We start from the raw sequence: 25,835 nt of genomic DNA on the forward strand, positions 1-25,835 counted from the left end.
CTGTGGTCGGTCGTTCGTGTCCGGTGGCGCTTGCACGGTATTGTCGTGCCAGAGGGTCGTTATTAGTATGTAAACCGTATATTTACGTTTTTTGATGGAGAACTATCCGCTTTGGGCAATCTGCTCCGCCGTTCTGGAAGGGGCAGGGGCGGTAGTGGCCATGGTCGCGCGGCGTTTGGCGAGAAACGCGGGCGCGACCCGTAACGTTGTTGCGTCACCCCCCCGGCGCTCGTCGTCGGGAGAGAGCCATGGGGCTTGTGCGCACGGTCGGGAGGATGGCCGAGCGTCGCAGTGCCCGAAGAGGATGTTCTGCCAGTTGAGGAACGGTCGCTTTGCGACTGGTCTGATAACGAGGGAGGATGGCCATGGGTGGCTCGAACCAGAAGCCGGCGCAGCCAAGCACGCCGAAGAACCACACCTGGGGAAAGAAGCGCGTCCAGCTCATCGTGGGCGGCGTCGCCGTATGCGCGGCCCTGTCCCTGAGCGGCATCGCCTTTGCGGCGGCGGGCGGCGGATCGTCCGTCACCTGGGACGCGATGGAGAAGGAGCAGCCCCCGGTTCCCATCGAGCAGGCGGAAGCCCCGAAGGCCGAGGCAGACGCGCTGCCCGTCACGGGCGCGGCGGACAAGAAGGACGCGCAGGAGCAGCCGAAGGCCGAGGCTCCGGCTGAGGACAAGAAGCCGGCCGACGAGGTTGCGGCTTCGGTCAGCAACCCCGTGGGGGATGGAAAAAACACCACGGAGCAGGGCTCGCGCGGTTCGAATGAGCCGGCCGGAGCTGACGTGAAGGGCGGCGCGGACGGCAAGGAGCCGGCCGACGCGGCGAGCGACCCCCAGGGCGACGCGCAGGCCGAGCCTGCCCCTGAGGCTCCGGCCGCGGAAGACCCGACGGCCCAGGCTGCCGAGGCGGCTCCCGCGAAGGCCGTCGTGAAGCTCTCCGTGGAGCCGGCCGACCAGGGCGCCGTTGCCTACGCGGGAGCGACGTACCGCGACGGCGATTCCATCGAGGCCGAGGCTCCGGCCGACTTCGCCCTGACCGTGAGCCCTGCCGAGGGGTACGAGGTCGAGTCCGTCACCGTTATCCGCACGGCCGTCCCGCTTGAGGGCACAGACGCCCCGGCCGCTGCCCCCGGTGCCGGCCAGGCTGCCCCTCTCGAGGCCGATGCCGCGGGCGCCTACGTGGTGAGCGCCGACGCGCAGGCCGCCACCTACCAGGTGTCGGTGACTCTCAAGGACGCGCGCATCAACAGCTGGGAGAACCTCAAGGCCGCGCTCGAGCGGGGCGGGGATGTCAGGCTTGACGACGACATCGAGGCCGAGGGGCCGCTGACCATCACCGCTAACACGACGCTTGACCTGGCGGGTCATAACCTCACGCTTCCGGACGGCGAGGCGAGCGCGGTGAACGGCGGCGCGCTCATTACCGTGCAGAGTGGCATCGCTTTCACCCTTACCGACTCCACGGCGGCGGCTCCGCTCAAGTCCCAGTGCCGAGGCGAGGAGCGTGGCGTGCTGGCCTCGGCGGCGGGCAAGCTGGCCTCCTATGACGAGACCAGCCATGAGCTCACCTACTATGTGACCACCACTAAGACCAACCGCAGCGCCGGCACCACGGCCGAGACGCGTCACGAGGAGCACCTGGATCTGAAAGCTGCCGGCGGCGCCATTGAGGCCTCCGGCATCAATGCCCTCGTCGCCGTGGAGGACGACTCCACGTTTACCATGAGCGGCGGCCGCCTGACCAACGCCGGGGGCGCCCACGCCATCAAGGCCGGTAACGCCACGGTGACCCTGGCTGGCAACGCCGTCATCGCCGGCAGCGGCAGCGCATCCGCCGCGGGCGAGGACGCCAACGGCGCCGGCATCTACCAGGCCGGTGGCACGCTGACTGTGGGCGGCAACGCCGCCATCGCCGCTAACGTGGCCGCCAACAACGGCGGCGGCGTGTACCTGGCTGATGGCAAGGCGACCATCGGCGGCAATGCCGTGGTGGCCGGCAACAAGGCGTCCGAGGACGCGGCGGAGACGGACGGCTCCAACGAGCATCCGGACACGTACAACGGCGGCGGCATCTACGTGGCCAAGGCCGCGTCGCTCACGGTGAGCGAGAACGCCGTCTTCTCGGGTAACCGCGCTCGTCGCGATGGCGGCGGCATCTACGTGGCGCCCCGGCTGAAGGATGACTCGCTCGTCAGCGCGAACCGCCTTGTCCTCACTGGCGCCACCATTACCAACAACTACTCTGATGCCGTCAAGGAGCGCACGGGCTTCTACGTGTCCGGCGGCGGTGGTATCTTCTCGATGGGCGACGCTGCTATCGACGGTGCCGTCATCACGTCCAATCGCGCGGCCGACGCCGGCGGTGGCTTGGCCATGCCGGGCGAGGCCAAGTACCAGATGCCCCTGCTTACCATGCGCAACACCGTGGTGGCTGCCAACTGGGCGGAGGCTAGCGAGGGCGGCGGCATGTTCTGCATGACCTCCGGTCGCCGTGATGAGGACAAGGTGGCGCGCCTGAGCTACGTCACCACCGGCACCTACGTCACCAACAACCACACCAACACCGTGTTCGACTACGGCGGAGGCGGCCTGTTCGTGCCCGTCGATGGCTTCCTCAACGTGGTGTACCCCGTGGTCTCGGGCAACGAGGCCAGCGGCTTAGGCGGCGGCGTGGGCGCGTGCAGCAACAGCACCGTCATCACCCAGGACGCGGCCATCTTCGACAACAAGGCCCTGGGCGAGAACCACACCACCAACCCCAACGAGTACGGCGACCGCTGGGCCATGCTCGCCGAGGACAAGGGCCCCGGCCCCAAGGGCAACGACCCGGGCGACCGTATTTGGGATATGAAGTCCTCGGCGGTGGTTGAAAACACGTACGATCAGTACGACAGCTACAACGACTATCGCACGCTCAAGCATGCGGGTTGGCGCAACGAGAAGGGCGAGGTCGAGCCCCTGGAGGCCAACGACTTCTTCAGCGCGCACCGCGCCACCGTCTACGGCACGATGCTCGGCGGCCATGACGCCAGCTGCCCGGAGGACTGCGAGAGCAGCCACCGCTCCGAGTACAACTGGACGGGCTGGATGAGCGCGAGCCCCGCCCAGGGCGAAGCGCTGGTGGACTACGCCAAGTATGGAGTGGCGAAAGTGACTCTCCCGGGTGAAGGAGGGCAGCTGGGAGCCAACTCCTCTGGTCCCCGTGCTAACAACTTGGGTTGGTACCTATGGGTCAAGAATAGCGACTTCGATGAAGAGTTGGCTCTGGAGAGTGCGTACAAGCTTGACGGCGCGAGTGTGGAGCTCAACAGCTACCAAAGCGGCAAGAGCTTCCGCTCTTCCATGACCGGCTTCTACGAGCTGGGCTTGCAGAACGCCCCCAACCTCATCTGCCTGGACTTCAAGCGCTACGCCGATGGCGGCTTCATGCAGAATGCCGACGGCAGCCCCGCCAACAAAGGGCTCTACCTTAAGGCCGACGGCTCGAAGCTGGCCCCGCGCGAGCTGGAGGCCGCCACGCGCACCGAGCCCTTGGCCTACTACCGCGTGTACCACATCGACAAGTTCCCCGAGGGCAATGGCTTTGCCCAGGCCAACCGCATCATGGCGCTTACCGCGGACCCGAGCGCCGAGGCCAAGGTGTCGGCCCGCAGCGCTGCTTGCGTGTTCGTCACGGGCAACAGCTCCAACACCAACGGCGGCGGCATCGGCTGCAACGGCTTCATCCACATCGGCCGCCCCGATCCCAACGTGCCGGACGAGCCGACGACGCCGGACGACCCGACGCACTTCGGCAGCTTCCGCATCGTGAAGACGCTCGAGAGATTCCCGGAGACCGAGGAGGGCACCATCGACGGCGAGCGCGCCACCGTGGTCTTCCACGTAGTGGGCTATCAGGACAAGGAGTCCGTCGAGAGCGGCGAGGGCCATAACGTCATCTACGACGCCTATCACGCCCTGGAGTTTGACGCCAACGATTCGCAGGAGATCGTGCTGGGCCGCTTCCCCGCGGGCTCTTACTTCACGGTGACCGAGGTGTCCTACAGCGGCGCCAACTTCGAGATAGCCGATGGCGAGAGTGCCACGCAAGGCGTCATTATCGAGGACGACACGCAGGAGGGCGCCGTCCTCCCGCAGGTCAACTTCCGCAACACGTACAAAGACGACGGCCATAAGACCTCCGGCGTGGTGAACACCTACACCAAGCAGGACGGCAGCTACACCGTCACCCAGAAGTGGAGCAAGACCCAGGTTGTCGTGCCTGAGCCTGCGGAGGGCGACGAGCCGCAGACCCCGGCCGACGAGTCCTAGGCGAGGAAAGTGATGAGCATGAAACGAACCTTCCTGAAGAAGCGGACGGCGCTCGCCGTGCTGGCGGTGGCCCTGGGCTTGGGCGTGATGGTCGGCCCCACGTTGGCCTACTATACCGACACCACCCAGGCAAACGGGTCTATCCCGTTCTCCCTCACTCCCGAGACGCCGCCCCCGCCCGAGGAGCCCGAGGAGCCTGAGGAGCCGACGCCGCCCCCGCCGGGCACCGATATCCAGGAGGAGATCGAGGGCACCAACAAGATCATCCGCGTGGAGAACGTGGGCGAGACCGACGTGGCGGTGCGCGTGCGCGCCTTCTACGGAACGGCGAACGCCACGGTCGAGTTCGTCGGCGACGGCTGGGGAACGCGCGCCGAGGGCGACGGCGAGGAGGGCTGGCTGTACGGCCGAGCCGTCCTGAAGCCGGACGAGGTGAGCGATGACCTCTATATAAAGGTAGAGCCGGTCAAAAATGCCCAGGTCGACTCGTTTGACATCGCCATCGTGCAGCAGTGCGTGGCGGTGGATGAGGTGGCCGAGGGCGAGCCTGTCGCGGCGACCTTCGCGGACGGCACCGTGGTGCTGGACGAGCTGACGCCCCTTCCGGCCTACGAGGCTGACGACCAGGCCGAAGGCGAGGATCCTGAGGCTGGGGCCGAGGCCGAGGGCGAGGAGCCTGCGGCTCGGGCGGCCCTGGCTGCGGCGGCGGCCGTCGAGGGCCTGGTGCCCGTGGCCGACGAGGCTGCCCAACTGGTGAACGCGACCGTCAACCCGGGCGTCCGGGCGTAAAGGAGGGAGAGCCATGAGCGAAGTGAAGAGCGCATCCCCCCGCACCGTGCGGATGATGGTGCTGGCTGCGGCCGTGCTGCTGGTGGTCGGCATCGCGGGCGTGGTTCAGTCGACCCAGGCCCAGCTGGTGTTCATGAGCGAGAACTACGTCGCCGAGTTTGCGCAGACCCACATCGGGGTGGCGCTGACCGAGAACGACGTGGTGGTCGAGGGCGACGACGCCCTGCTGGCCGATCCGGAGGCCCTGCTGGGCGGCGATGCCCAGATGATTCCGGGCAAGGCGTACGCCGAGCGGCTCTCGGCGGTCAACACCACCGACATGGGCGAGTACGTGCGCCTGACCGTGCGCAAGTACTGGGCCGATGCCGACGGGACGAAGAACCCGCTGCTCGATCCCGCGCTGATCCAGCTGACCTACGACAGCGAGGACTGGGTGCTCAACCCGGAGGAGTCCACCGACGAGCGCCTGGTGTTCTACTACCGCCACCTGCTGGACGCCCATGAGGCAGCCGTGGCCCCAGCGGTCAAGACCATTGCCATCGACCCGTCCGTGTCCACGGCGACCGGCGATTTCTCGCAGTGCCGCGTGGCCCTTTCCGCCCAGGTCGACTCCGTGCAGATCAACTATGCCGACGACGCCGCTAAGAGCGCCTGGGGCGTGGACGTGGACGCGCTCGGCCTCGAGTGGGATGAGGTGATGGCGCGATGAGCCTGAGGAGTTTTTGCGGGAAGGCCCGGACTGGGCTGCTGACCGTGGCCCTGGCCGCAGGCCTGGCGCTCTCGGGCGCGGCTGCCGCGTGGGCTGCGGAGACCGGCTGGACGGTCACGTTCACCGGCGACAAGATGGAATCCGACGGCACGGCCGACGTGCTGGCCCAGGTGAAGCGACTGCAGCCCGGCGACAAGGTCGAGTTCGACATCGACCTGTTCAACGCCTATGGCGACAAGGCCGACTGGTACATGAAGACCGCGGTGCTGCGCACCATGGAGGAGCTGGCCGAAAACGGCGGTGGCTCCTATTCCTACAACCTGACCTACACCAATCCCGCGGGCGAGAAGAAGGTTATCTACACCAACGACACCGTCTCGGGAGATAGTGACAAGGGCGACACCAACGGCCTGCATGACGCAACTGACGCCACGAAGGAATGGTTCTTCCTGGACACGCTGCCGGCGAAGTCCCACGCGCACATCGTCATGAGCGTGAGCCTCGACCCCGAGTCGCACGGCAACAGCTATTTCGACACGGAGGCGGCGCTCGAGCTGTCCTTCGCGGCCGAGCCTGCGGCCAAGCAGCCGGCGACGCCGACGGATCCCAAGCCAGACACCCCGGCCGACCAGCCCAAGGCTGACAAGCCGACCGATCCTATCTCCAAGCTCGCCCAGACGGGCGACCCCGTGGTGCTTGCCATTGCCGGCGCGGCCGTCGTGGCCGTGGTCGCGGTGGTGCTGCTGGGCGTCGCGCGTCGACGCTCCCGCCTCAAGGAAGAAGGTGAGACGCGATGAAGACCGTCGCTCTGACTGCCCGCTGCGCCGCCGCTGCTGCCGCTGCGCTTCTGGCCGTGTCCCTCATGGCCGTCCCCGCGCTGGCCGCGCCGGAGGACGCCGCCCCGGCTGCTGATGGTGCCGCTGCGCCGGCTGATCCCACCACCTACACGGTGCGCCTGTACGCAGGCAACCGCGGCCTGGTGAACGACGGCGCCTCGTTCGAGTGGACGGGCGTTCCCTACGGCTCCGACCTGGAGCTCACCGGGGCTCGCGTGACCGTGACCGATCCCAAGTACTACGTGAAGGGCATCCGCCTGGCGGGCCTCGACAACGTGAAGGACGTGCGCTACGTCGGCCAGGTTGACGATCGCGGCTTCGCCACGGGCTCCGTGCGCGTGACCGAGGACGCCGACTATGTGCTGGCCTACGGCATCATGGCCAACCGCGTGGGCTACACCGTGCGCTACGTCGATGCCGAGGGCTTCACCATCGCGCCTTCCGCCACCTACTTCGGCGACGTGGGGGACACCCCTGCCACCACCGCCGTCTACGTGGAGGGCTACGTCCCCGACGCCTATGAGATTTCCAAGACGCTCGGCGAGGACGAGGCCGATAACGTGATCACGTTCACCTATACGCGCGTAGCCGCCGGCTTCACCACCGAGCCTGACGGCAACGGCGGCACCGTGGTCGTGACGCCCGAGGGCGAGCGCGTCCCGGCTCGCCAGCCGGCTGCCGAGGCGCCGGCTCAGGGCGCGGGAGCCGCCGCCGGCGAGGGCGCTGGGAACGAAGAGGAGGCGGTGGCCGACGAGCCTACGCCCCTGACCACGGCCGACGGCGCCGAGATCATCGACGACGATGGTAATCCGCTGATGGCGCCGCGCGATTCCATGAACATTGACGACGAGGCGGTTCCGCTGGCCGCCGCCGGGTTCGGCGAGGGCGGCGAGGCCCCCGAGGGCCCCGGCTTCGCGCTGGCGGTCAGCCCGACCTCGGTTGCGCTGCTCGCCGGAGGCGTGCTGCTGCTGGTGGCCGCGTTCATCTTGTGGCGACGTCGCCGCAAGGCCGCGCAGGAAGGCTAGCACGTGGCGCTGCGAGCTCAGACAGAGAGAGGCGCCCAGGACAACGCGAGCCCATCGCTCACCTCGCGGGTCCTGGGCTTCACGGGAACCGCGACTCTGGTAGTCGCGGCTCTTTTTTGCGCGGCCATCGTCCTGCCGCGCTTCGTCGGCGTGGTGCCCTACACGGTGGCCACCGGCTCGATGGAGCCCGATCTTCCCGTGGGGAGCCTTGTTTACACCGAGCCCGTCGATCCGGTTGAGCTGCTGCCGGGGGACGTGGTGACGTTCTCGATGACGCGCCAAGACGGGGCGGCCGTCACGCACCGCGTGGTTTCCAACGACCTTGATGAACGGCAGCTGGTCACCCAGGGCGATGCCAACACCGCGCCTGATCCCGAGCCGGTTCCCTACGAGAGCGTGCGGGGCAAGGCGGTGTTTTCCGTGCCCGTGCTGGGGGTTATCGCCAGCGGGCTGTCTTCCGGCGGGGGCAAGCTGGCGTTGGCCGTCGTAGTGGTAGGCGCGCTTGTCCTGTGCTTCGCCGCCGATCGCTTTCGGTAGCGCGTCTTCGCTGGCCGTGCCAGAGGGTCACACCAAAGCGTGCCAGAGGGTCACACCAAATGTCACTCCGCCGCGTGTCAGAGCGTGCCAGAGGGTCACGCCAAATGTCACTCCGCTGGGCTTAGTTTCGCTTGAAAAAGAATGCGGCCCCGGTCGAAGAGGGGTGCTTCGCCGGGGCCCAGGAGGGGGATGATACGACGCCTCGGGCGTCGCACGCTGCTTTTAGAAAAGCAGGGCTCGCTGATGAGGAGGGGTGCCTTTTCAGCGGCCGGGAATTATTATAGAGAACCTCCTCGTTTCGAAGCGCCTCCCGCGTTCCTCCAGAACGGAACGGCATGTTTTACACGGTGAACCGCACTTGCTCAGAGGCCCCTCGCCGCTAACCCGCTTCCACCTGCCGTTCGCCCTCGCTCAAACAACACGTACCCGGGAGTGTCCATCCCTTTGGGCCGGTGTGCGCCGCGGTTGGAGCGGGCGCAAGTGCATGATGGCGCGGAGCGCGCGATGCGGCCGCGGGCGTGGCGGCGGCGCGGTGATGAGGGGCACGTGGTGGCGATGCGGCTGCGCGTAGAGCCGGAGGCCCGTTTGTCGGTGTGTTTCGGATGTGCCGTGGTTTTGCATACGAATGTTTCACGTGAAACATTCGTGCGTCGGTGCCTTGCGATCCGATTTTCGTGCTCCGAGGTGTCAGTGTTTGGCTGGCCCCGCTTCGTGTGTGGCTGCTCTGGGGTACGTCGGTATCCCTCGGGGACATGATGCAGAGTATCTCCCGAAGCATAGCGACAGGGGTATAAGTAGCGCGTAACCATATGCGATCGCGGCATGCGGCTGTGCGCAATAGAGGCGTGATCGCAGTCATGCTGGTGGCAGGGGCAGAACCTGACGTGGTGCGGCGACACGGCTGCGGTGCAGTTGTGGATGTGACGTGCGATCGCGATGGGGCTGCGTGGCGCGGCGCGATGCGAATCAGTGTGTCGCGCGTGCGCGATAGCCACGACGAGCGTGTGAAACGCACGAGTGCGGCGAGGCTGAGGCGCGCGTGGGGTGGCATGGTTGCGGATGCGGCTGCGGAAGTGGTGGCGGCATGTGGTGGCGATGCAGCTGCACGGTGATGCGGGGCATGTGGCGGCGCGTGGCGGCGGCGCGGTGATGCGGGGACATGGCGGCGATGCGGCTGCTGTATCCGTTCGGCGCGTATCGTGGCGTGCTCGCCGTCTGTGGCGTCCTTTTTCAGCGCGTTTGCCGTAGTTGGGCGCACGAATGTTTCACGTGAAACATTCGTGCGTCGGTGCTTCGCGATCCAGCTTTCGCGTGCTGCACCTCGTTCGTCGCCGGCGCTTCGCTGTCCCCCCGCTTTGCGCGTGTTCGCACTGGGCGTGCCGATGCTCGTCGGGAGGGCGACCGTGACGGTGGGGCGAGCGTGGTACGCGGGGCGCGAGCGCGCCGGTGCGCTCGCGTGGGTAGCGCGCGATGGCGCGGGGCGCGCTCGACGATGGCCAGCCTATGCGTACCAGCCAATCGTCCTCTTGCGATGGCGGTGCGGCGGCGCGGCGGCGCGGCGGTGTGGCTGGTCAGGCCCCATCCTTTCTTCTGGTCGTCCCTTTCCCGCCCGGATAGACCCCGTCGCAGTGATTGGCCAGGCCCCATCCCTTCCGGCTACTCCTTCTCCCTCGCCTCGCGCTTCGCTGGGGTTAGTCGCTCTCGGCGGCGCGTCGGCGGCATGCCGGCGGCGCCTTCCGCTCGTTTCGCGCTCTGCTTGGGCTGGCCGCTTCCCGCGGGGCATTGGTCGCATGCTCGGTGCTCTCCTCCGCGTGGGTTCGACCGGGGCGCACGGATGTTTCACGTGAAACACTGGCGTGGATTTGACCATTGGGCTGCGACGGAGGAGAGCCCGGCAGGAAAAACGCCGATTTTTGGCAAGAAAAGCCGGTTCTGCAACACGATTCGGCGTTCCGCGAGCGTTCTATGAGCTGTTGCCGGCGCTGGCGGCCGCTGGCGCTTTCTGTGACCTGGGAAAATGCGCAGGGGAAAACGCAGCGCGCTACGATGGACCTTGCAGACCCGGCTTTTCTTGCCAAAAATACGCGCGTAGGGTGCCCGGGCGGGTGGGCGGAGCCTCGCCTGCTGCCGTCTCGTCCCATGCGCTATCATAGAGCGCACGAAACGGTCGAAGGGAATCTCATGCCTGACATCCAACTGCGCTTCCACAAAGACATGCTGGTGCTTTCTGCGCCTGTTTCCGCCGCGCTGCGGCGCGCGGGGCTCGACACGGCGCGCGATCTGGAGTTCACCCTGCTCTTCGAGCCTGACGTGGTTGAGGAGGCCTATCGCCTGGAGTCCATCGCTGGCGCTCAGTGCCTGGTGGCTGCCACGGGAGGCGTCACGCCGGCGCGCCTGGCCGCCGTCTCCATGGACGGGCGCGGGGCGGACGTGGTGGAGGCCGCCCTTGAGACGCTGCGCCCCTTCCGTCCCCAGCACGTGCTGGCGTCCCTTGAGCCGTGCGGCCTGCCGCTTGACAAGTCGTCGAAGGCGTCGATGACCGAGAATCGCGATCAGTACGCCCGCGCGGCGCGCCTGTTCGCCGGCAAGGAGCTGGACGGCTTTCTTCTGGAGGGCTTCGCGAGCTGCGCGGATCTGATGTGTGCCCTGGCGGGGCTGCGAAAGGTGACGGATGCTCCTGTCCTGGCATCAGTGGACGTGGATGGCGAAGGCGTGCTGGCCAATGGCCGCGATACCTTGGAGGAGGCCTGCGCCGTCATGGCTGACTTCGAGGCCTCTGCAGCTGGATTCGCGACCGCTGCTGGCCAGGAGGAGGCTTGCGCCCTGGCGCGCCGGGCTGCCGCGGCCTGCGATCTGCCGCTGGTGGCGTCGCTCGTCGTGAGGCGTCGCGATGCGCGCCAGCAGGGTCCCACGGCGGAGAATCCCTACTACTGCCCTGATGCCCTGGTGGCGGCCGCCGATGCTCTGCGTGCGGCGGGCGTGCAGTTCCTGCGGGCCGTGGGCGACGCCACGCCGGCCTACACGGGCGCCCTTGCTGCCACGACGGCCGGCCTGGACGTGGCGGCCGTGAGCGCGGGCGACGCCGCCGAGGAGGAGGCGCGGGCCCAGGCCCTCGACGCGCTGGCCGCCCAGATGCGCGAGCGCGTCTCGGCGGCTCTCGGCACGCTGGCCGCTGAGACCGATGCCGCTGCTGCGACCCTTACCCCTGAGGAGCGGGCCGCCGCCGAGTCTGCCGATGCCCCTGGCCCCACCGCACTCGACTCGGCCGCACCGTCCGGCGCCGCTGCCTCCATCGCGTCCCCCAGCATCTCGGAGAAGGCCCTGGCCGCCGACGACGCCGCCCCCGGCTCCTCCGCACTTAGTTCGGACGCGTCATCCGACGCCGCCTCCGTCTCGTCGGCCGACGCCTCGGAGGAGGCCTCGGCTGCTGGCGCCGGGAGGAGCTAGCATGCCTCGCGACCACTACGGCACCAATCGCGACCAGAGCGAATACTACGGTGCGCTGCAGAACCTGGTGGACAGCTTGTTTCCCGACGACGAATACGGGTTGGGAGACGCTGCCCGCGTCGTGGTGTCCGATGCGGGCACGGCGGCGACATCCGATGCGGGCGCGGTCGCCGGTGTCGCGGACGGCGCCGCGCCAGGCGCGCCAGGTGCAGCCGATGCCGCGGCGGCCTTCGGGGTATCGGAGCGTGCGGCGAGCCTTCTCGGGCTGGCGGCGCTCGTCCCCGCCGACGCCGAGCCCGCACCGGACACCACGCCTCCCGGTCCCACCATCCGTCGCCTCGACGCCGTGCTAGCGGCGGAGGCGGCCGATCTGCCCGATGACCTCATTCGCATCGTGAAGCTCCTGCCGCCGGGCGACTACACGCGCGAGCGCCTCTGCACTCAGCTCAACTCCGCCCTCACCGGCCACGCCTGGGGCCAGGTCTACGGCACGGTGGAATAGCCCCCCCCAAGCCCTCCCCAGGAAGAGGCGAGGGGCTGCCACAGCGGGGCCAAGTCTACAACACCGCAGGACGGGGTCTGCCAGGGAAGGAAAGCCATGGTTTTCTTCCCCTGTCGCTGTTGGAAAGAGAGGGCGTCCCCTGTTGCGTGGGAGGTGCTTGCCGGGGGCGGGTCGAGGCCTTCCGCTCGGGTGCCGGGAGCCTTCTCGGCTACGGGTTGGCAACTGGTTGGAAAATGATTTCTGTAGTTTTCGGCCCCTCAAAAACACAACTTGTTCGCTTGCAGTCGAACCCCCTGCCATGTACTATATATTCCCGCTGGTGAATGCAACAAGCACTATATCTTGTGGGTATATCGGTGGATTGTTGGTGGAAACCTAGTTGACGAAACAAGGGTATCCCCACTTCGCGACGATGAACCACAGGCCGTGTGAATAATGCGGAAGCATTCGCCAGGACACAGCATTTTGTGTTCAAGCGCCCTGCGCGAAAGCGTGGGGCGACCTTATGGATAGCCGCGGCAATAAGGAAGGAAGACGGCACGCCATGGTAGAGACCATCATCAAGCGCGACGGGCGCACCACCGCATTTCATCGGGAGAAGATCGTCGGAGCGGTGGAGAAGGCGTTTCAGGCTTGCGCGGCCATGCAGGATCGCGCGGTGGCCGAGGAAATCGCCGACACCGTTATCGCCAAGCTCGACGAGGGCGCCATCGAGGGCGTCCCGACGGTGGAGGGCGTGCAGGACCTCGTGGAGGAGACTCTGATCGAGTCCGGCTTCGTCCAGACGGCCAAGGCCTACATCCTCTACCGCGCCGAGCGCAATCGCGTGCGCGACGTCAACTCCCGCCTCATCAAGACGCTCAAGGACATCACCTTCTCCAAGGCCTCCGAGTCCGACATGAAGCGCGAGAACGCCAACATCGACGCCGACACCGCCATGGGCACCATGCTCAAGTACGGTTCCGAGTCCGCGAAGCAGTTCTACGAGATGTGCGTCATCAACCCCAAGTACGCCCGCGCCCATCGCGAGGGTGATATCCACATCCACGACATGGACTTCTACACGCTGACCACCACCTGCTGCCAGATCGAGCTGCGCAAGCTCTTCAAGGGCGGCTTCTCCACCGGCCACGGCGTGCTGCGCGAGCCCAATGACATCTCCAGCTACGCGGCCCTGGCCTGCATCGCCATCCAGTCGAACCAGAACGACCAGCACGGCGGCCAGTCCGTCTGCGACTTCGACTACGGCCTGGCCGTGGGCGTGCGCAAGACCTTCCGCCGCCTGTTCAAGAAGCACGCGGCCGAGGCCATCGACCTGCTCACCGACATCCAGGACGACCGGGAGTTCGCCGAGAAGCTGCTCGCCGGCGTGGAGGAGGAGACGGGCGCCATCGCCTCCCTGGACATGGACCCTGCCTTCAGCGCGGCCGTCATCGCCGGCCTGGTGCGGGCGGGCGTCGAAGAGCCCATCGCCGAGCGCGTGGTGAGCTACGCCGTGAAGAACGCCACGCGTGACACCGACCGCCAGACCTTCCAGGCCATGGAGGCCCTGGTGCACAACCTCAACACCATGCACTCCCGCGCTGGCGCGCAGACGCCGTTCAGCTCGGTGAACTACGGCATGGACACCTCCCCCGAGGGGCGCATGGTCATCAAGAACATGCTGCTGGCTACCGAGGAGGGCCTGGGCTCCGGCGAGACGCCCATCTTCCCCGTGCAGATCTTCCGCGTGAAGGAAGGCGTCAACTACAACCCGGAGGATCCGAACTACGACCTGTTCAAGCTGGCCATGCACTGCTCGGCCAAGCGCCTGTTCCCCAACTTCAGCTTCCTGGACGCGCCGTTCAACGCTCAGTACTACAAGGGCACGCCGGAGACGGAGATTGCCTACATGGGCTGCCGCACGCGCGTCATGGGCAACGTCTACGATCCCGAGCGCGAGGTCACGCCCGGCCGCGGCAACCTGTCCTTCACCTCCATCAACCTGCCGCGCCTGGCCATCCGCTCCAAGGGCGACCTCGACCTGTTCTTCGACCTGCTCGACTCCAAGCTGGCGCTCGTTACCGCGCAGCTCGACGAGCGCTTTGAGATTCAGGCCCGCAAGCGCGTGTACAACGCCCCGTTCCTGATGGGCCAGGGCGTGTGGATCGACTCCGAGAAGCTCAAGCCCACCGATGAGCAGCGCGAGGTGCTCAAGCACGGCACCCTGACCACCGGCTTCATCGGCCTGGCCGAGTGCCTGGTGGCGCTGACCGGCCAGCATCACGGCCAGTCGCCCGAGGCGCAGCGCCTGGGCCTGGAGATCGTGGGCCACATGCGCAGCTACTGCGACCGCGTCTCCCGCGAGCGCGGCATGAACTACACGCTCATCGCCACGCCTGCCGAGGGCCTGTCCGGCCGCTTCGTCCGCGTGGATCGCGAGCGCTACGGCGTCATCCCCGGCGTGACCGACCGCGACTACTACACCAACGGCTTCCACGTGCCGGTGTACTACGACATCTCGGCGTTCGACAAGATTGCCATCGAGGCGCCCTACCATGCGCTGACCAACGGCGGTCACATCTCCTACATCGAGCTGGACGGTGACCCGACGGACAACCTGGAGGCCTTCGAGAGCGTCATCCGCTACATGAAGGACTGCGGCATGGGCTACGGCTCGGTCAACCACCCGGTCGACCGCGACCCGGTGTGCGGCTACAACGGCATCATCGAGGACGTGTGCCCCAAGTGCGGGCGCACTGAGGCCGAGCACGACATGCCCTTCGAGCGCATCCGCCGCATCACGGGCTACCTGGTAGGCACGCTCGACCGCTTCAACGACGCCAAGCGCGCCGAGGAGCACGACCGCGTGAAGCACGACGTCTCCCGCATCGAGGAGGTCGAGGAGCGCTAGCGGCCAAGTCAACGCTATCGTGAGGAAGCGCCCCGCCGGCCTCCAGGTCTGCGGGGCGCTCCTATAATGGAAGGCATGAAGATGAGCGAGGACATACCGAAGGACGCGAAAGGCGCGGCTGCGAAAGGCGCACGGCCGGGCTCTGCCGGGGAAGAGGCCGCAGGCGCCGGTTTCCCGACGGTTGCGAGCGGCGCCCCAGACGCGCCCACGCACATTCGGCTTTACGGCACGGTGGCGGATTCCATCGTCGACGGGCCGGGACTGCGCTATGCCGTGTTCGTGCAGGGCTGCTCCCACGGGTGCCCGGGGTGCCACAACCCCGAGAGCCATCCGGCGGAGGGCGGTACGCTGACCGCCATCGACGCGCTGGTGGCCGACATCCGCGCCAACGGGCTCGTCCACGACGTGACGCTCTCAGGTGGCGATCCCTTCGAGCAGCCCGAGGCCTGCGCCGAGGTGGCACGTCGCTTGAAGGCTGCGGGTTACGGCCTGTGGGCCTACACGGGCTACCGCTACGAGGACCTGCTGCGCCAGGCCGACCCCGCCGAGGCCGCCCCCGCTGTCGTCCCCGGCGCCGACGCCGAGAATGCCGCCGGTATCGCCGGCAGCGCCGACGCTGCCTCCAAGGTTCCGGGGGGTGCCTCCCCCGACCAGGCCGCCATCCGGCGCGCTGCCGCCGTCCGCAGCCTGCTCGACACGGTGGACGTGCTGGTGGACGGCCCCTTCGTCGAGTCGCTCAAGTCCCTGGGGCTGAAGTGGCGCGGATCGTCCAACCAGCGGCTCATCGACCTGGCCGCCACGCGCGCTGCGGGGCAGGTGGTCGAGTGGCGGCCGCCGGCCTTCTCGCTGGAGAAGCCCTCCAACTGGTAGCCTGCCGGCCTTAACGAATCCGTGTAGATGCGCGCCTGCGGCCTCTCGGCTTGCGGGCGCGCCTCTACAATGGGGCCCATGGAAAAGCTCTACGACATGTTCGATCGGTTCGTCCACTCAGACTGGCTTGCCACCGCGCTCGGAGTCGCCGTCATCCTCGGCATCACCGCGGCGCTTGCGCGCGCGGCCGTCGCCCTGACGCGCCGCCTGCTCACGCGCGGGTCGCTGCTGCCCACCAGCTCCATCTTCATCAATGTCATCCGCGTGGGCATCTGGCTCATCGGCATCAGCTTCATGCTGTCAACCTGCTTCAACGTGAACGTGAGCGCCATCGTCACCGGCCTGGGCGTAGTGGGCATCGCCGTGTCGCTCGGGTTCCAGGACACCATCGCCAACCTCATCGGCGGCCTGCAGGTGAGCGTGTCGCGCACGGTGGAGCCGGGCGACAACATCAAGCTGGGCACCAGCGGCGTGAGCGGCGTCGTGCGGGACGTGACCTGGCGCTACACCACGGTGGACAACCCATCGGGCACCCACATCGTCATCCCCAACTCCATGATGAACACCACGGCGCTCATTCACCTGGCCCGACCCGAGTGCGTGTCGGTACCGCTGGTGGTGACCGATAGCGAGCAGCGCCTGACCACCGTCGCCCATCGCATGGAGGAGGCGGCGGCGAAGGCGCTCAAGCGCGTGGACAAGGTGAAGAAGGGCCCGTCGGTGACGTTCTCGGAGGTGACGGCCCAGGGGTTCCAAGGCTCGCTGAGCTTCACGCTCGCCGACGCGAGCAAGGTGTCGGCGGCTACCGACGCGGCCATCCGCGCCATCGCCCCCTACTGTCATCCGCACGCGCTTGAGCAGACGGCTGACGCCATCGCCGAGGAGGTGGGCGCCCTCACGGCAGCGGAGGGTGCCGAGCCGCCTGCCTCCGCCAAGGATCGGGCGGCAAGCGCTCCGGCTCCTGATGCCGATGCCGCCGACTGCGCGGCCAGGCGCTTCGGCTGATTCTTTCCCCAACTCTCACGACGCGGAAACCCGCGGCGGCCGGCGGTGGCCTACAATGGATAAAATACCCGCCACCAGGACTTTCCGGAGGCTGCCCATGATCTACTACGTCGAAGACGACCCCAACATCCGCGAGCTGACTAGCTACGCGCTGCGCCAAGCGGGCTTCGAGGCCGCGTGCTTTCCCGACGCCGAGGGCTTCTTCGCCGCCTGCGATGAGCGTCTTCCCGACCTGGTGCTGCTCGACATCATGCTGCCGGGCATCGACGGGCTGGAGATTCTGCGCCGCCTGCGCGCCGATGAGGCCACCGAGCATGTGCCTGTGATGATGCTCACGGCCAAGGGCGCGGAATACGACAAGGTGAGCGGCTTGGATGCTGGCGCCGACGACTACCTGGCCAAGCCCTTCGGCATGATGGAGCTCATCTCCCGCGTGAACGCCCTGCTGCGCCGCGCGGCCGCCCCACCTGTGGGGGGAGCGGCGTCTGCCGCGACGGCTGCCGATGAGCTGCGTGCCGGCACCATCGAGCTGTCGTCCGCGCGTCATGAGGTGCGCGCCGGCGGCAAGCCGGTCGTCCTCACCCTCAAGGAGTTCGAGCTCTTGCGCGCCCTCATGGAGAACGAGGGGCTCGTGCTCTCGCGCTCCCAGCTGCTCGAGAAGGTGTGGGGCGTCACCTTCGCTGGCGAGACGCGCACGGTGGACGCCCACGTCAAGACCTTGCGGCAGAAGCTGGCCGCCGCCTGTCCCGGCGCCGAGGAGGCTGTCGGCACCGTGCGCGGCGTGGGCTATCGCTTCCGAGGCGCGGGCGCATGAGCATCCGCCACCTGCTCGACCGCCGCGCCGCCCGTTCGACGCGCAGCCTCTCGGGCACCATATTCCGCGGCCTGCTCCTCTTCGTCGTCGGCGTGACCGCCGCCTTCGCCCTGGTGCTGGCCGGTCTCTACTACCTGTCACCCGAGCGCGCTCCCGAAGATCAGATGGTCGCCTTCCTCGGCAGCCTGATGGCGCCCGTGGCCGTGGCCCTGCTGGCGGCGGCCCTGCTGGCGCTGCTGCTCTCGCGCCTCATCACGCGGCGCATCATGCGCCCGCTCGACGCCATGGACCTGGCCGAGCCGCTCCATAACGAACACTATGCCGAGATGGCGCCCCTGCTGGAGCGCATCGACTCGCAGCAGCGCACCCTGCGCGCGCAGAACCGCGAGCTGGCGCGCGCCGAGAGCCTGCGCCGCGATTTCTCGGCCAACGTCTCGCACGAGATGAAGACCCCGCTCCAGGTGATAGCCGGCTACGCCGAGCTCATGGAGAACGGCCTGGTGCCGCCCGAGGACGTGGCGCGCTTCGCCGGCGTCATCCACAGCGAGTCCCAGGCTATGCGCGCCCTCATCGATGACGTGCTGACGCTCTCGCGCCTGGACGAGGTGGGTGCCGGCGCCGAGGACGCCGTGCCCGTCGAGCTGCGCGGAACGGCTGAGCGCGCCATCGGGCGCCTGCAGGCACTCGCCAGGCACGTCGGCGTGGAGGTGACGCTAGCGGGGGAGGCGTGCTGGACGCGCGGCAGCGAGACGCTGCTTGAGCAGATGGTCTACAACCTGGTGGAGAACGGCATCCGCTACAACGAGCCGGGCGGCAGCGTGACGGTGACGGTGGGGCGGGAGTTCGCTCCGATCGCCCCCGGCAGCGACGACGATGCGACGGCGCCCCTGCCCGCTGCGGCCACCCTGGCCGCCCAGGCCGTCATCCGCGTGCGCGACACGGGGCCGGGCATCCCCCCGGAGAAGCGCGAGAAGGTGTTCGAGCGCTTCTACCGCCTGGAGAAGAGCCGCTCGAAGGAGACGGGCGGCACGGGGCTGGGGCTGGCCATCGTGAAGCACGCCGCGCTCCAGCACGGCGGCTCGGTGGAGGTGCGCGACGCGTCAGGACACGGTGCCGAGTTCGTGGTGCGCCTGCCGCTTGTCACGCCGCCAGCAGACAGCCTGCGATCATAACGCGAGAAACCCCGGGCCAGGCGGCCGCGGGGTTTCTCGAAAAAGCCCTGTCCCTCGTCAGAAGGATGAACCCACCTCTAAAAGGTGGGTGCTCGCAGCTGGCTTCCTGGCTTTCGTGTCAACGGACGCGAATCTCCATTCCACCCGCTATCTTGAGCTCCCTCGTGCTAAAACGTCGGTCCATCGCGAATGTGACGGGAACAGGACCTGGGCCTAGTATAGGCCAACTCGCCTTGAGGAAAAGACTTGACAAGGAATGTAAGCATATTGTTCGGAAGGGACGGGTGCGCGGCGTCCGGCAGTGGCGCGCAGTGGCTGGGCATCGCCGGACGCCGCGCGCGTGGAGAGGGGTGCGGGGCCTGAAAGAAAAGGAGGCCCGCTCTTCGCGGGCCTCCTGCTAGTTCGCTGCTGCGGTCTGGGGGGTGGTGCCGTTGGCGCTGCCCCCGTTGGAGCCGCCTCCCTGGTTGCCCGAGCTTCCGCCCTGGCTGCCGTTGTTGCCGTCACCGGTGCTGGTGCCGCCGCTGTCGCCGCCAGAGGGCTTGTCGCTCGGCGTGGTGCCTCCCTGGTTGCCGCCCGGGGTGTCGGGCTTGGGCTCTGGCTCCGGCTCCGGGTCGGGCTTGGGCTCAGGCCCCTTGCTGACGGTGATGGTCACCTCGGTGCCCGGCTTGGCCGGCCCGGTGACGCTCTGGCTGATGACGTTGCCGGAGGCAACCGACGAGCTGTGCTCCTCGGCGGTCTTCACCTTGAAGCCGGCGTTGGACAGCGTATTGGTGGCCTCGGACTTCGACTTGCCCACCACGCCGGGGACGTTGACGTTCTCCTCGCCCAGCGACAGCACGTAGGTGACGGTGGAGCCCTTGGGCACCTTGGTGCCGTAGGTCGGGTTCTGGCTGACGATGTGATCCTTCTCCACCTCGTCGGAGTAGGCGGCCGGGTCGGCCGAGAGCTTGAGGCCGTACTCGTCGGCGTACTTCTGCGCCTCGGAGGCGGTCATGTCGTAGAAGTTGGGCACGGTCACCTGCTCCACGCCGGAGGACACGGTGACGTTCACCTTGGTGCCCTCGGGCTTCTTCTCGCCGTTGCCCGGGGTCTGCTTGATGATGGCGCCCTCGGCCACCTTGTCGTCGGGGGCGTAGTCCACCGTGCCTATCGCGAAGCCGTCGGCCTCGAGCAGGGTCGTGGCCTCCTCCACGGTCTTGCCTACCACGTTCGGCACGGGCTTGTCATCCGATCCGCCGCCGCCCATCAAGGCGAACGCGACGAATCCCACGATGGCAAGCGCGGCCACGACGGCCACGGCGATGACCGCGTTGCGCTTGGACTTGGGCGGCTCCTCCACGCGGTAGCTCTTGCCGGAGAGGCCGGGGTTGGTCACGGGCGCCACGCCGCCCACGCCGGGCATGGCCTGGGTGGCGTCCATCGGCGGCATCGGCGGCACCGCGGGCGGCACCGTGCCGATGACGCGGGTGCTGGCGCTCGTGAAGTCGGACGCGCCGCCCAGGTTGACGGGGCGGCCGGCCAGGTAGTCGTTGAGGGCCAGGCGCATGTCGTTGGCCGTGGCGAAGCGGTCGGCCGGGGACTTGGCCATGGCGCAGAGGATGATGTCCTCAAGCGCGGGGTCGATGTTGGGGTTGATGGCGCTGGGCGGCAGCGGCTCGTCCTGCACCTGCATCATCGCCACGCTCACGGCGTCGGGGCCGTCGAAGGGGAGCTTTCCGGTGGTGGCCTCGTACATGACCACGCCGAGCGAGTAGATGTCGCTTGCGGCCGTCAGCTCCTTGCCCTGCGCCTGCTCGGGCGAGATGTAGTGGGCCGTGCCCAGCACCGCGGAGGTCTTCTGCTTCACGGAGTTCTTCGCACGCGCGATGCCGAAGTCCATCACCTTCACGTTGCCGTCGGGCTGGACCATGATGTTCTGCGGCTTGATGTCGCGGTGGATGATGTCCTGGTTGTGGGCCACGGTGAGGGCCTGGCACACCTGGGAGCCGATCTCGGCCACCTTGCGCTGGTTGATGGCGCCGCGCTGGTTGATGGCGGTCTTGAGGTCAGACCCGCGAACGAACTCCATGACGATGAAGTAGGTGCCCTCGTCCTGGCCCCAGTCGTAGACGTTGACGATGTAGGGGCTCTGGAGGTTGGCGGCTGCGGCGGCCTCCTGGCGGAACCGGCGCGTGAACTCGGCGTCGGCCGCGTACTGGGGCAGCATCACCTTGACGGCCACCACACGGCCCAGGACGTTGTCCTGCGCCTGGTAGACCTCGGCCATGCCTCCGATGCCGATGCGATCACGCACCTCATAGCGGCCGCTGAGGGTGCGTCCCGTCATAGAATCCTGTCCGGTCACCTTGGAAACTCCTTTTACTCACACATGTGCTGCGTCTTTGGTCTGTTTATGCGGAAAGGCAAGCATACTTCATTGTACTAAACGCCCTGCGCCCTTCCGCCCTTTTTTGGAAAAGTCGTAACTTCGCCATGGCTCCTATCCGCCTTTGATGCTGCATCAGGCCAGGCCCTGCACCTGGAGGGCCGTCTTGAGGACGCCCTGGGCCTTGGCCGCGCCCTCGCCCGAGTCGCCCTTCTCGATGACGATGGCCACCACCACGCGCGGGTTGTCTGCCGGCGCCATGCCGACGAACCAGCTGTTGGAGGTGCCGTCGCCGCGCTCGGCGGTGCCCGTCTTGCCAGCCACGTCCACGCCGCTGATGCGAGCGGCCGTGCCGGTGCCGTCCGTCACCACGCCGCGCAGCACCGCGAGCGTGCGGTCGGCCGTGGCCTTGCTGATGGCCTGCGCCAGCTTGGACGGCTGGGCCGTGAAGCTGCGCTTGCCGCTGGCGTTGTAGATGCCGTCCACCAGGTAGGGCTGCATGATGGTGCCCTCGTTGGCGATGGCGCAGCCGGCCAGCGCCATCTCGAGCACGGTGGCCTGGGGGCCGGCCGGACTCTCGTGCTCGCCGACGGGCTCGCCGCAGGCGGCCCATGCCGTCTCCCACTCGGTCATCTCCGAGGGCTTGGGCATGAGCGACTTGCTGAGCGGCAGGTCGAACGGCACGTCCTGGTTGAACTCGAACTTCTCGGCGCTCGATACCAGGCGCTCGGGGCCTATCTCCACGCCGATCTGGCCGAACGCCGTGTTGGCGGATACCTCGGTGGCGCGCGCCAGGGTCACGCGCCCGTAGTCCACGTCCTTCGCGTTGGTCACCGGCGCGTTGCCGATGTCCATTGTGCCGGGGGCGTCGAGCATCGTGTCCTCGGTGGCCACGCCGGTCTCGAGCGCGGTGGCCAGGGTGACCATCTTGAACGTGGAACCCGGTGCGTAGAGCGCCTGGGTGGCGCGGTTGTAGAGCACCGATGAGTCGGTCGATCCCGCCGAGCCGCCCGCGGCCGCGCCGGCGATGATGGCCTCCACGTCGGCGGCGTCGTAGGTGGGGGAGGAGGCGAGGGCCAGCACGGCGCCGGTCTCCGGGTCGATGGCCACGCACGCGCCCACCTCGCCGACGAGCGCGTCCTGCGCCGCCTGCTGGATCTTCGAGTTGACGGTGAGCGTCACATCGTTGCCGGGCGCGTTGACGCCGGCCAGCGAGTTGAGCGCATCGGCCCAGGTGGCAAAGCTCTCCTGGCCCTTGAGGGCGGTGTTGCAGGCAGCCTCGATGCCGCTCGTCCCGTACTTCTCCGACGCGTAGCCCACGATGTGCGCCGCCAGCTCGCCAGCGGGGTAGACGCGCTCATAGGAGCCGTTCTCGCCCTGGATGCTCTGGGCGAGCACCACGCCGTCGTAGGTGGATATGGTGCCGCGCTCGGTCTTGGCCTCGCGAGCCATGGTGTGGCCGTTGCCGGGCAGGTTCTGGTAGTAGTCTGCCTGGATGACCATGATGTAGGTGAGGTTGGCTACCAGCACGGCGAACAGCGCCGAAAAGATGATCATGGTGCCCGTCAGCCGCTTGCCCAGGGCCACGCGGCCCAGCACGCTGTTGGCGGAGAGCGCGGTGGTGGCCTGCTTGACCTCCTCGCCCACGCCGGTGCCCTCGTCGCCGCAGCGCAGAAGGCAGCCCACGATGGCGAAGCTGGCGATGAGCGAGCTGCCGCCCTGGCTGATGAAGGGGAGCGTGATGCCCGTCAGCGGGATGACCCGCGTGACGCCGCCCACGATGATGAAGGCCTGGAGCACGATGATGGAGGTGAGGCCCACCGCGATGAAGGAGCTCACGTCGGACTTGGCCCGCGCTGCCGTCACCATGCCGCGGATGGCGAAGCACAGGTAGAGCAGCAGCACGCCGGCCGCGCCGAGCAGCCCCACCTCCTCGGCGATGACGGGGAAGATGAAGTCGCTCTCGGCCACGGGAATCACGCTCGCGCCCATGCCGCGGCCGATGCCGGTGCCGAACAGGTCGCCGTCGGCCATGGAGTAGAGGGACTGCACCAGCTGCAGGCCCTTGTTCTGGGCGTCGGCGAAGGGGTCGAGCCAGATGCTCACGCGCGTCTGGACATGCCCCATCATGAAGTAGAGCGCCACGGCCGCCACGGCCGCCATGCCCAGCGAAACCACCAGGTAGAACTTCTTGCCCGTGGCCACGTAGAGCATGACCACGAACACGGCGAACAGCACGAGCGCCAGGCCGAGATCTTTCTCGAGCACCACCACGAGAAACGCGAGCGCCCACATGACGATGAGCGGCAGCAGGGTGGACAGCGACGGCAGGCGGAAGGGCCCCACGTCCCAGGTGAACACCGAGAGCATCTCGCGGTTGGCGGCCAGGTAGCCGGCCAGGAACACCACGATGAGGATCTTCGCCAGCTCGCCGGGCTGGAAGCTGAAGCTTCCCACCTTCAGCCACAGCTGGCCGCCGCCCGACTCCGAGCCGATGCCCGGCAGCAGCGGCGAGAGCAGCAGCAGGATGCCCACCGCCATGAGGGTGTACTTGTAGTTGGCCACCTTGTCGAGGTTGCGGATGAACGCCAGCACGAGCACCATGAGCGCGATGCCCGCGTAGAGCCACATGAGCTGGCGCACGGCCAGGTCGGGCACGATGCGGGTGACGAACGCGATGCCGATGCCCGACAGCGCGAAGGAGATGGGCAGGATGGCCGGATCGGCTCCGGGCGCGAACCGCCGCACGGCCAGGTGCGCGATGACGAAGGCCACGAAGATGCCGAGGGGCACGCCCAGGGTGTTGAAGGTGAGCTCTTGGCCGCCGTTGACCACCATCATGCCGAACAGCACGATGACGATGGGCGCGGCGATGCAGAGGAGCAGCAGCTCGAGGTTGCGGCGAGTCATGGCCTACGCTCCCTCGCCGGCGGGCGGCGTGGCGGCCTGGTCAGCCGTCGGGTCGGCGTCGGCCGGGGTGCCGGTGCCGTTCGCGTCCGCAGGGTTCGTCGTGGCGTCAGCGGCGCCGGTGCCGGGTTCCGCGACCTCGCCGGAGGGGCGGTTGCGCTCCTCGATCTCCTGGCGGTAGTCCTGCACGAGCTCCTGGGCGCCCTCTACGCTGTCGGCTTTGATGCCGTCGGTGCGCAGGCGGTTGGCCAGGCCCGGCTGTAGGTCGTCCACGGACACGTCGGTGACCTCCACCAGCTTGGAGGTGGACAGGCCGAACACGTCGCCCTGAAGCCCCCGGTAGACGGCCACCTTGCCGTCGACGTCAGTCAAGTAGGCCGAGTTGGAGGTGAGAAAGTTGAAGATGCCCACGGCGCCGGCCACGATGGCGGCCAGCAGCAGCACCAGCAGGGCGGCGGTCACCTTGGTCTTGCGGGCCACCTTGCGCCGCCGCGCCTCGGCGAAGCCGGTGACGTCGGCCACCACCACGGTGACGTTGTCGTAGCCGCCGTGGGCGATGGCCTCGTTCACGAGCAGCGCGGCGCAGCGCTGCGGGTCGGGCGTGCGGGCCATGAGGGACTCGATCTCATCGTCCTCCACCATGCCCGACAGGCCGTCGGAGCACAGGAGCAGGCGGTCGCCCGTCTCCACGTTGATCTCGAAGAGGTCGGGGGTGGTGCGTGGGTCGCTGCCCAGGGCGCGGGTGATGACCGAGCGCTGGGGGTGGACGCGCGCCTCCTCCGGGGTGATCTTGCCGGCCTCGATGAGGTCGGTCATGAGGGAGTGGTCGCGGGTGAGCTGCTGGAGGCGGCCCTTGTGCAGCAGGTAGGCGCGCGAGTCGCCCACCTGGGCGATGACCAGGCGCTCGTTCTCGAGCATGGCTGCGGTGCAGGTGGTTCCCATGCCCTCGCGCCCCACGCCCTCGCGGGCGGCGCGGACGATGGCCAGGTTGGCTTCCTCCACGGCGCGGCCCAGGGCCTCGGCGTCGGGGTGGCGCGGGGCGCGCTCGGCGATGACGTCCACCGCTATCTCAGAAGCCACCTCGCCGGCGGCATGGCCGCCCATGCCGTCGCACACCACGTACAGCGGCGGCGCCACGACGAGCGAGTCCTCGTTGTGCTCGCGCACGCAGCCGACGTCGGTGCGGCTGCCGAAGGTGGAGCTCGCCTTCTTGAAGCTGCGGGCCGCCATTACAGGTACCTCACGCGGATGGCCACATCGCCGATGGTCACCACGTCTTTGTTGCGCAGGGCCGCGGGCTCGGCGACGAGGCGCCCGTTGACGTAGGTGCCGTTGGTGGAGCCGAGATCCTCGACGAAGAGGTTCTGCCCCATCAGCTGGAAGCGCGCGTGGCGGCCGGACACGAACCCGGCGCCTATCACGATGTCAGCCCCTGGCGAGCGTCCCACGATGACAGGGCCGCGCACGGCGATGGACACGCCGCGCAGCTCCTTGGGCCCCTTCTCGACGGAGAGGTTCCAGGTGTGCTCCTTCTTGCGCTGGCCGCGCACCAGGCCGATGCCCGTGCGCATGATGGCGAACAAGAAGAGGTAGAGCAGCGCGACGAAGAGCAGGCGCGCTATGAGCAGAACGACGTCGATCACGGGATTTTCCT

The 25,835-nt window shown here is 67.8% G+C and carries 17 protein-coding genes; 13 read left to right on the forward strand and 4 right to left on the reverse strand.

The features are described from left to right. Positions 1 to 365: 365 nt before the first annotated feature. The 13 genes from AC6I0Y_RS00755 (at position 366) to AC6I0Y_RS00815 (ending at position 18,909) form a co-directional block, all read left to right on the forward strand. Positions 366 to 4,310 (forward strand): hypothetical protein, encoded by a 3,945-nt coding sequence (locus tag AC6I0Y_RS00755; protein ID WP_497732264.1) that lies wholly within the window; start codon positions 366 to 368, stop codon positions 4,308 to 4,310. A gap of 12 nt (positions 4,311 to 4,322) precedes the next feature. Continuing rightward, positions 4,323 to 5,099 (forward strand): SipW-dependent-type signal peptide-containing protein, encoded by a 777-nt coding sequence (locus AC6I0Y_RS00760; protein ID WP_497732267.1) that lies wholly within the window; start codon positions 4,323 to 4,325, stop codon positions 5,097 to 5,099. 13 nt (positions 5,100 to 5,112) lie between these two features. Continuing rightward, positions 5,113 to 5,808: a hypothetical protein gene (locus tag AC6I0Y_RS00765; RefSeq protein ID WP_160708340.1), complete on the forward strand. Its 696-nt coding sequence runs from the start codon at positions 5,113 to 5,115 to the stop codon at positions 5,806 to 5,808. Next, the gene (locus AC6I0Y_RS00770; RefSeq protein ID WP_160708342.1) at positions 5,805 to 6,605 is read left to right on the forward strand and encodes a hypothetical protein; all 801 of its coding nucleotides are present in this window, start codon (positions 5,805 to 5,807) and stop codon (positions 6,603 to 6,605) included. Before AC6I0Y_RS00765 ends, AC6I0Y_RS00770 begins: the two co-directional genes overlap by 4 nt. Then, positions 6,602 to 7,669: a MucBP domain-containing protein gene (locus tag AC6I0Y_RS00775; protein WP_160708344.1), complete on the forward strand. Its 1,068-nt coding sequence runs from the start codon at positions 6,602 to 6,604 to the stop codon at positions 7,667 to 7,669. Before AC6I0Y_RS00770 ends, AC6I0Y_RS00775 begins: the two co-directional genes overlap by 4 nt. A 3-nt stretch (positions 7,670 to 7,672) precedes the next feature. After that, the gene (locus AC6I0Y_RS00780) at positions 7,673 to 8,206 is read left to right on the forward strand and encodes a signal peptidase I (protein WP_160708346.1); all 534 of its coding nucleotides are present in this window, start codon (positions 7,673 to 7,675) and stop codon (positions 8,204 to 8,206) included. Positions 8,207 to 10,387: 2,181 nt separating this feature from the next. Next, a complete protein-coding gene (locus AC6I0Y_RS00785) occupies positions 10,388 to 11,653 on the forward strand; it encodes a homocysteine S-methyltransferase family protein (protein WP_236643328.1) in 1,266 nt (421 codons plus the stop codon). 1 nt (position 11,654) lies between these two features. After that, positions 11,655 to 12,155, forward strand: a complete 501-nt coding sequence (locus tag AC6I0Y_RS00790; RefSeq protein ID WP_497732269.1) for a hypothetical protein — start codon at positions 11,655 to 11,657, stop codon at positions 12,153 to 12,155. Between the two features lie 544 nt (positions 12,156 to 12,699). Further along, complete coding sequence (locus tag AC6I0Y_RS00795; protein ID WP_497732271.1) at positions 12,700 to 15,048, forward strand: anaerobic ribonucleoside triphosphate reductase; 2,349 nt, start codon at positions 12,700 to 12,702, stop codon at positions 15,046 to 15,048. A gap of 81 nt (positions 15,049 to 15,129) precedes the next feature. Then, positions 15,130 to 15,918, forward strand: a complete 789-nt coding sequence (locus AC6I0Y_RS00800; protein ID WP_497732272.1) for a 4Fe-4S cluster-binding domain-containing protein — start codon at positions 15,130 to 15,132, stop codon at positions 15,916 to 15,918. 78 nt (positions 15,919 to 15,996) lie between these two features. Continuing rightward, positions 15,997 to 16,923, forward strand: a complete 927-nt coding sequence (locus AC6I0Y_RS00805) for a mechanosensitive ion channel family protein (RefSeq protein WP_497732275.1) — start codon at positions 15,997 to 15,999, stop codon at positions 16,921 to 16,923. Positions 16,924 to 17,020: 97 nt separating this feature from the next. Beyond that, on the forward strand, positions 17,021 to 17,737 hold the full coding sequence (locus tag AC6I0Y_RS00810; protein WP_160708356.1) for a response regulator transcription factor: 717 nt from the start codon (positions 17,021 to 17,023) through the stop codon (positions 17,735 to 17,737). A 326-nt stretch (positions 17,738 to 18,063) separates the two neighbouring features. Then, the gene (locus AC6I0Y_RS00815; RefSeq protein WP_370520274.1) at positions 18,064 to 18,909 is read left to right on the forward strand and encodes a sensor histidine kinase; all 846 of its coding nucleotides are present in this window, start codon (positions 18,064 to 18,066) and stop codon (positions 18,907 to 18,909) included. Between the two features lie 397 nt (positions 18,910 to 19,306). On the opposite strand, the gene pknB is transcribed toward AC6I0Y_RS00815, so the two are convergent. The 4 genes from pknB to AC6I0Y_RS00835 all read right to left on the reverse strand — a co-directional run bounded on the left by pknB (position 19,307) and on the right by AC6I0Y_RS00835 (position 25,824). After that, positions 19,307 to 21,253, reverse strand: a complete 1,947-nt coding sequence (gene pknB, locus AC6I0Y_RS00820; protein WP_497732280.1) for a Stk1 family PASTA domain-containing Ser/Thr kinase — start codon at positions 21,251 to 21,253, stop codon at positions 19,307 to 19,309. 156 nt (positions 21,254 to 21,409) lie between these two features. Next, entirely contained in the window at positions 21,410 to 24,184 is a 2,775-nt protein-coding gene (locus AC6I0Y_RS00825; protein ID WP_497732282.1) for an FtsW/RodA/SpoVE family cell cycle protein, read from the reverse strand. 3 nt (positions 24,185 to 24,187) lie between these two features. Next, the gene (locus AC6I0Y_RS00830) at positions 24,188 to 25,411 is read right to left on the reverse strand and encodes a Stp1/IreP family PP2C-type Ser/Thr phosphatase (RefSeq protein ID WP_497732285.1); all 1,224 of its coding nucleotides are present in this window, start codon (positions 25,409 to 25,411) and stop codon (positions 24,188 to 24,190) included. Further along, positions 25,411 to 25,824: an FHA domain-containing protein gene (locus AC6I0Y_RS00835; RefSeq protein WP_160708364.1), complete on the reverse strand. Its 414-nt coding sequence runs from the start codon at positions 25,822 to 25,824 to the stop codon at positions 25,411 to 25,413. The genes AC6I0Y_RS00830 and AC6I0Y_RS00835 overlap by 1 nt, the downstream gene beginning before the upstream one ends. Positions 25,825 to 25,835 lie beyond the last annotated feature (11 nt).

Source organism: Adlercreutzia sp. St.1H8 (genome assembly GCF_059728655.1).

Bases quoted from the DNA above. Each gene is read 5' to 3' on its own strand.
- AC6I0Y_RS00815 (WP_370520274.1), top strand. From the start codon at position 18,064: ATGGCGCCCCTGCTGGAGCGCATCGACTCGCAGCAGCGCACCCTGCGC.
- AC6I0Y_RS00775 (WP_160708344.1), top strand. From the start codon at position 6,602: ATGAAGACCGTCGCTCTGACTGCCCGCTGCGCCGCCGCTGCTGCCGCT.
- AC6I0Y_RS00810 (WP_160708356.1), top strand. From the start codon at position 17,021: ATGATCTACTACGTCGAAGACGACCCCAACATCCGCGAGCTGACTAGC.
- AC6I0Y_RS00800 (WP_497732272.1), top strand. From the start codon at position 15,130: ATGAGCGAGGACATACCGAAGGACGCGAAAGGCGCGGCTGCGAAAGGC.
- AC6I0Y_RS00805 (WP_497732275.1), top strand. From the start codon at position 15,997: ATGGAAAAGCTCTACGACATGTTCGATCGGTTCGTCCACTCAGACTGG.
- AC6I0Y_RS00825 (WP_497732282.1), bottom strand. From the start codon at position 24,184: ATGACTCGCCGCAACCTCGAGCTGCTGCTCCTCTGCATCGCCGCGCCC.
- AC6I0Y_RS00765 (WP_160708340.1), top strand. From the start codon at position 5,113: ATGAGCGAAGTGAAGAGCGCATCCCCCCGCACCGTGCGGATGATGGTG.
- AC6I0Y_RS00755 (WP_497732264.1), top strand. From the start codon at position 366: ATGGGTGGCTCGAACCAGAAGCCGGCGCAGCCAAGCACGCCGAAGAAC.
- AC6I0Y_RS00795 (WP_497732271.1), top strand. From the start codon at position 12,700: ATGGTAGAGACCATCATCAAGCGCGACGGGCGCACCACCGCATTTCAT.
- AC6I0Y_RS00785 (WP_236643328.1), top strand. From the start codon at position 10,388: ATGCCTGACATCCAACTGCGCTTCCACAAAGACATGCTGGTGCTTTCT.
- AC6I0Y_RS00790 (WP_497732269.1), top strand. From the start codon at position 11,655: ATGCCTCGCGACCACTACGGCACCAATCGCGACCAGAGCGAATACTAC.
- AC6I0Y_RS00830 (WP_497732285.1), bottom strand. From the start codon at position 25,411: ATGGCGGCCCGCAGCTTCAAGAAGGCGAGCTCCACCTTCGGCAGCCGC.
- AC6I0Y_RS00770 (WP_160708342.1), top strand. From the start codon at position 5,805: ATGAGCCTGAGGAGTTTTTGCGGGAAGGCCCGGACTGGGCTGCTGACC.
- AC6I0Y_RS00760 (WP_497732267.1), top strand. From the start codon at position 4,323: ATGAGCATGAAACGAACCTTCCTGAAGAAGCGGACGGCGCTCGCCGTG.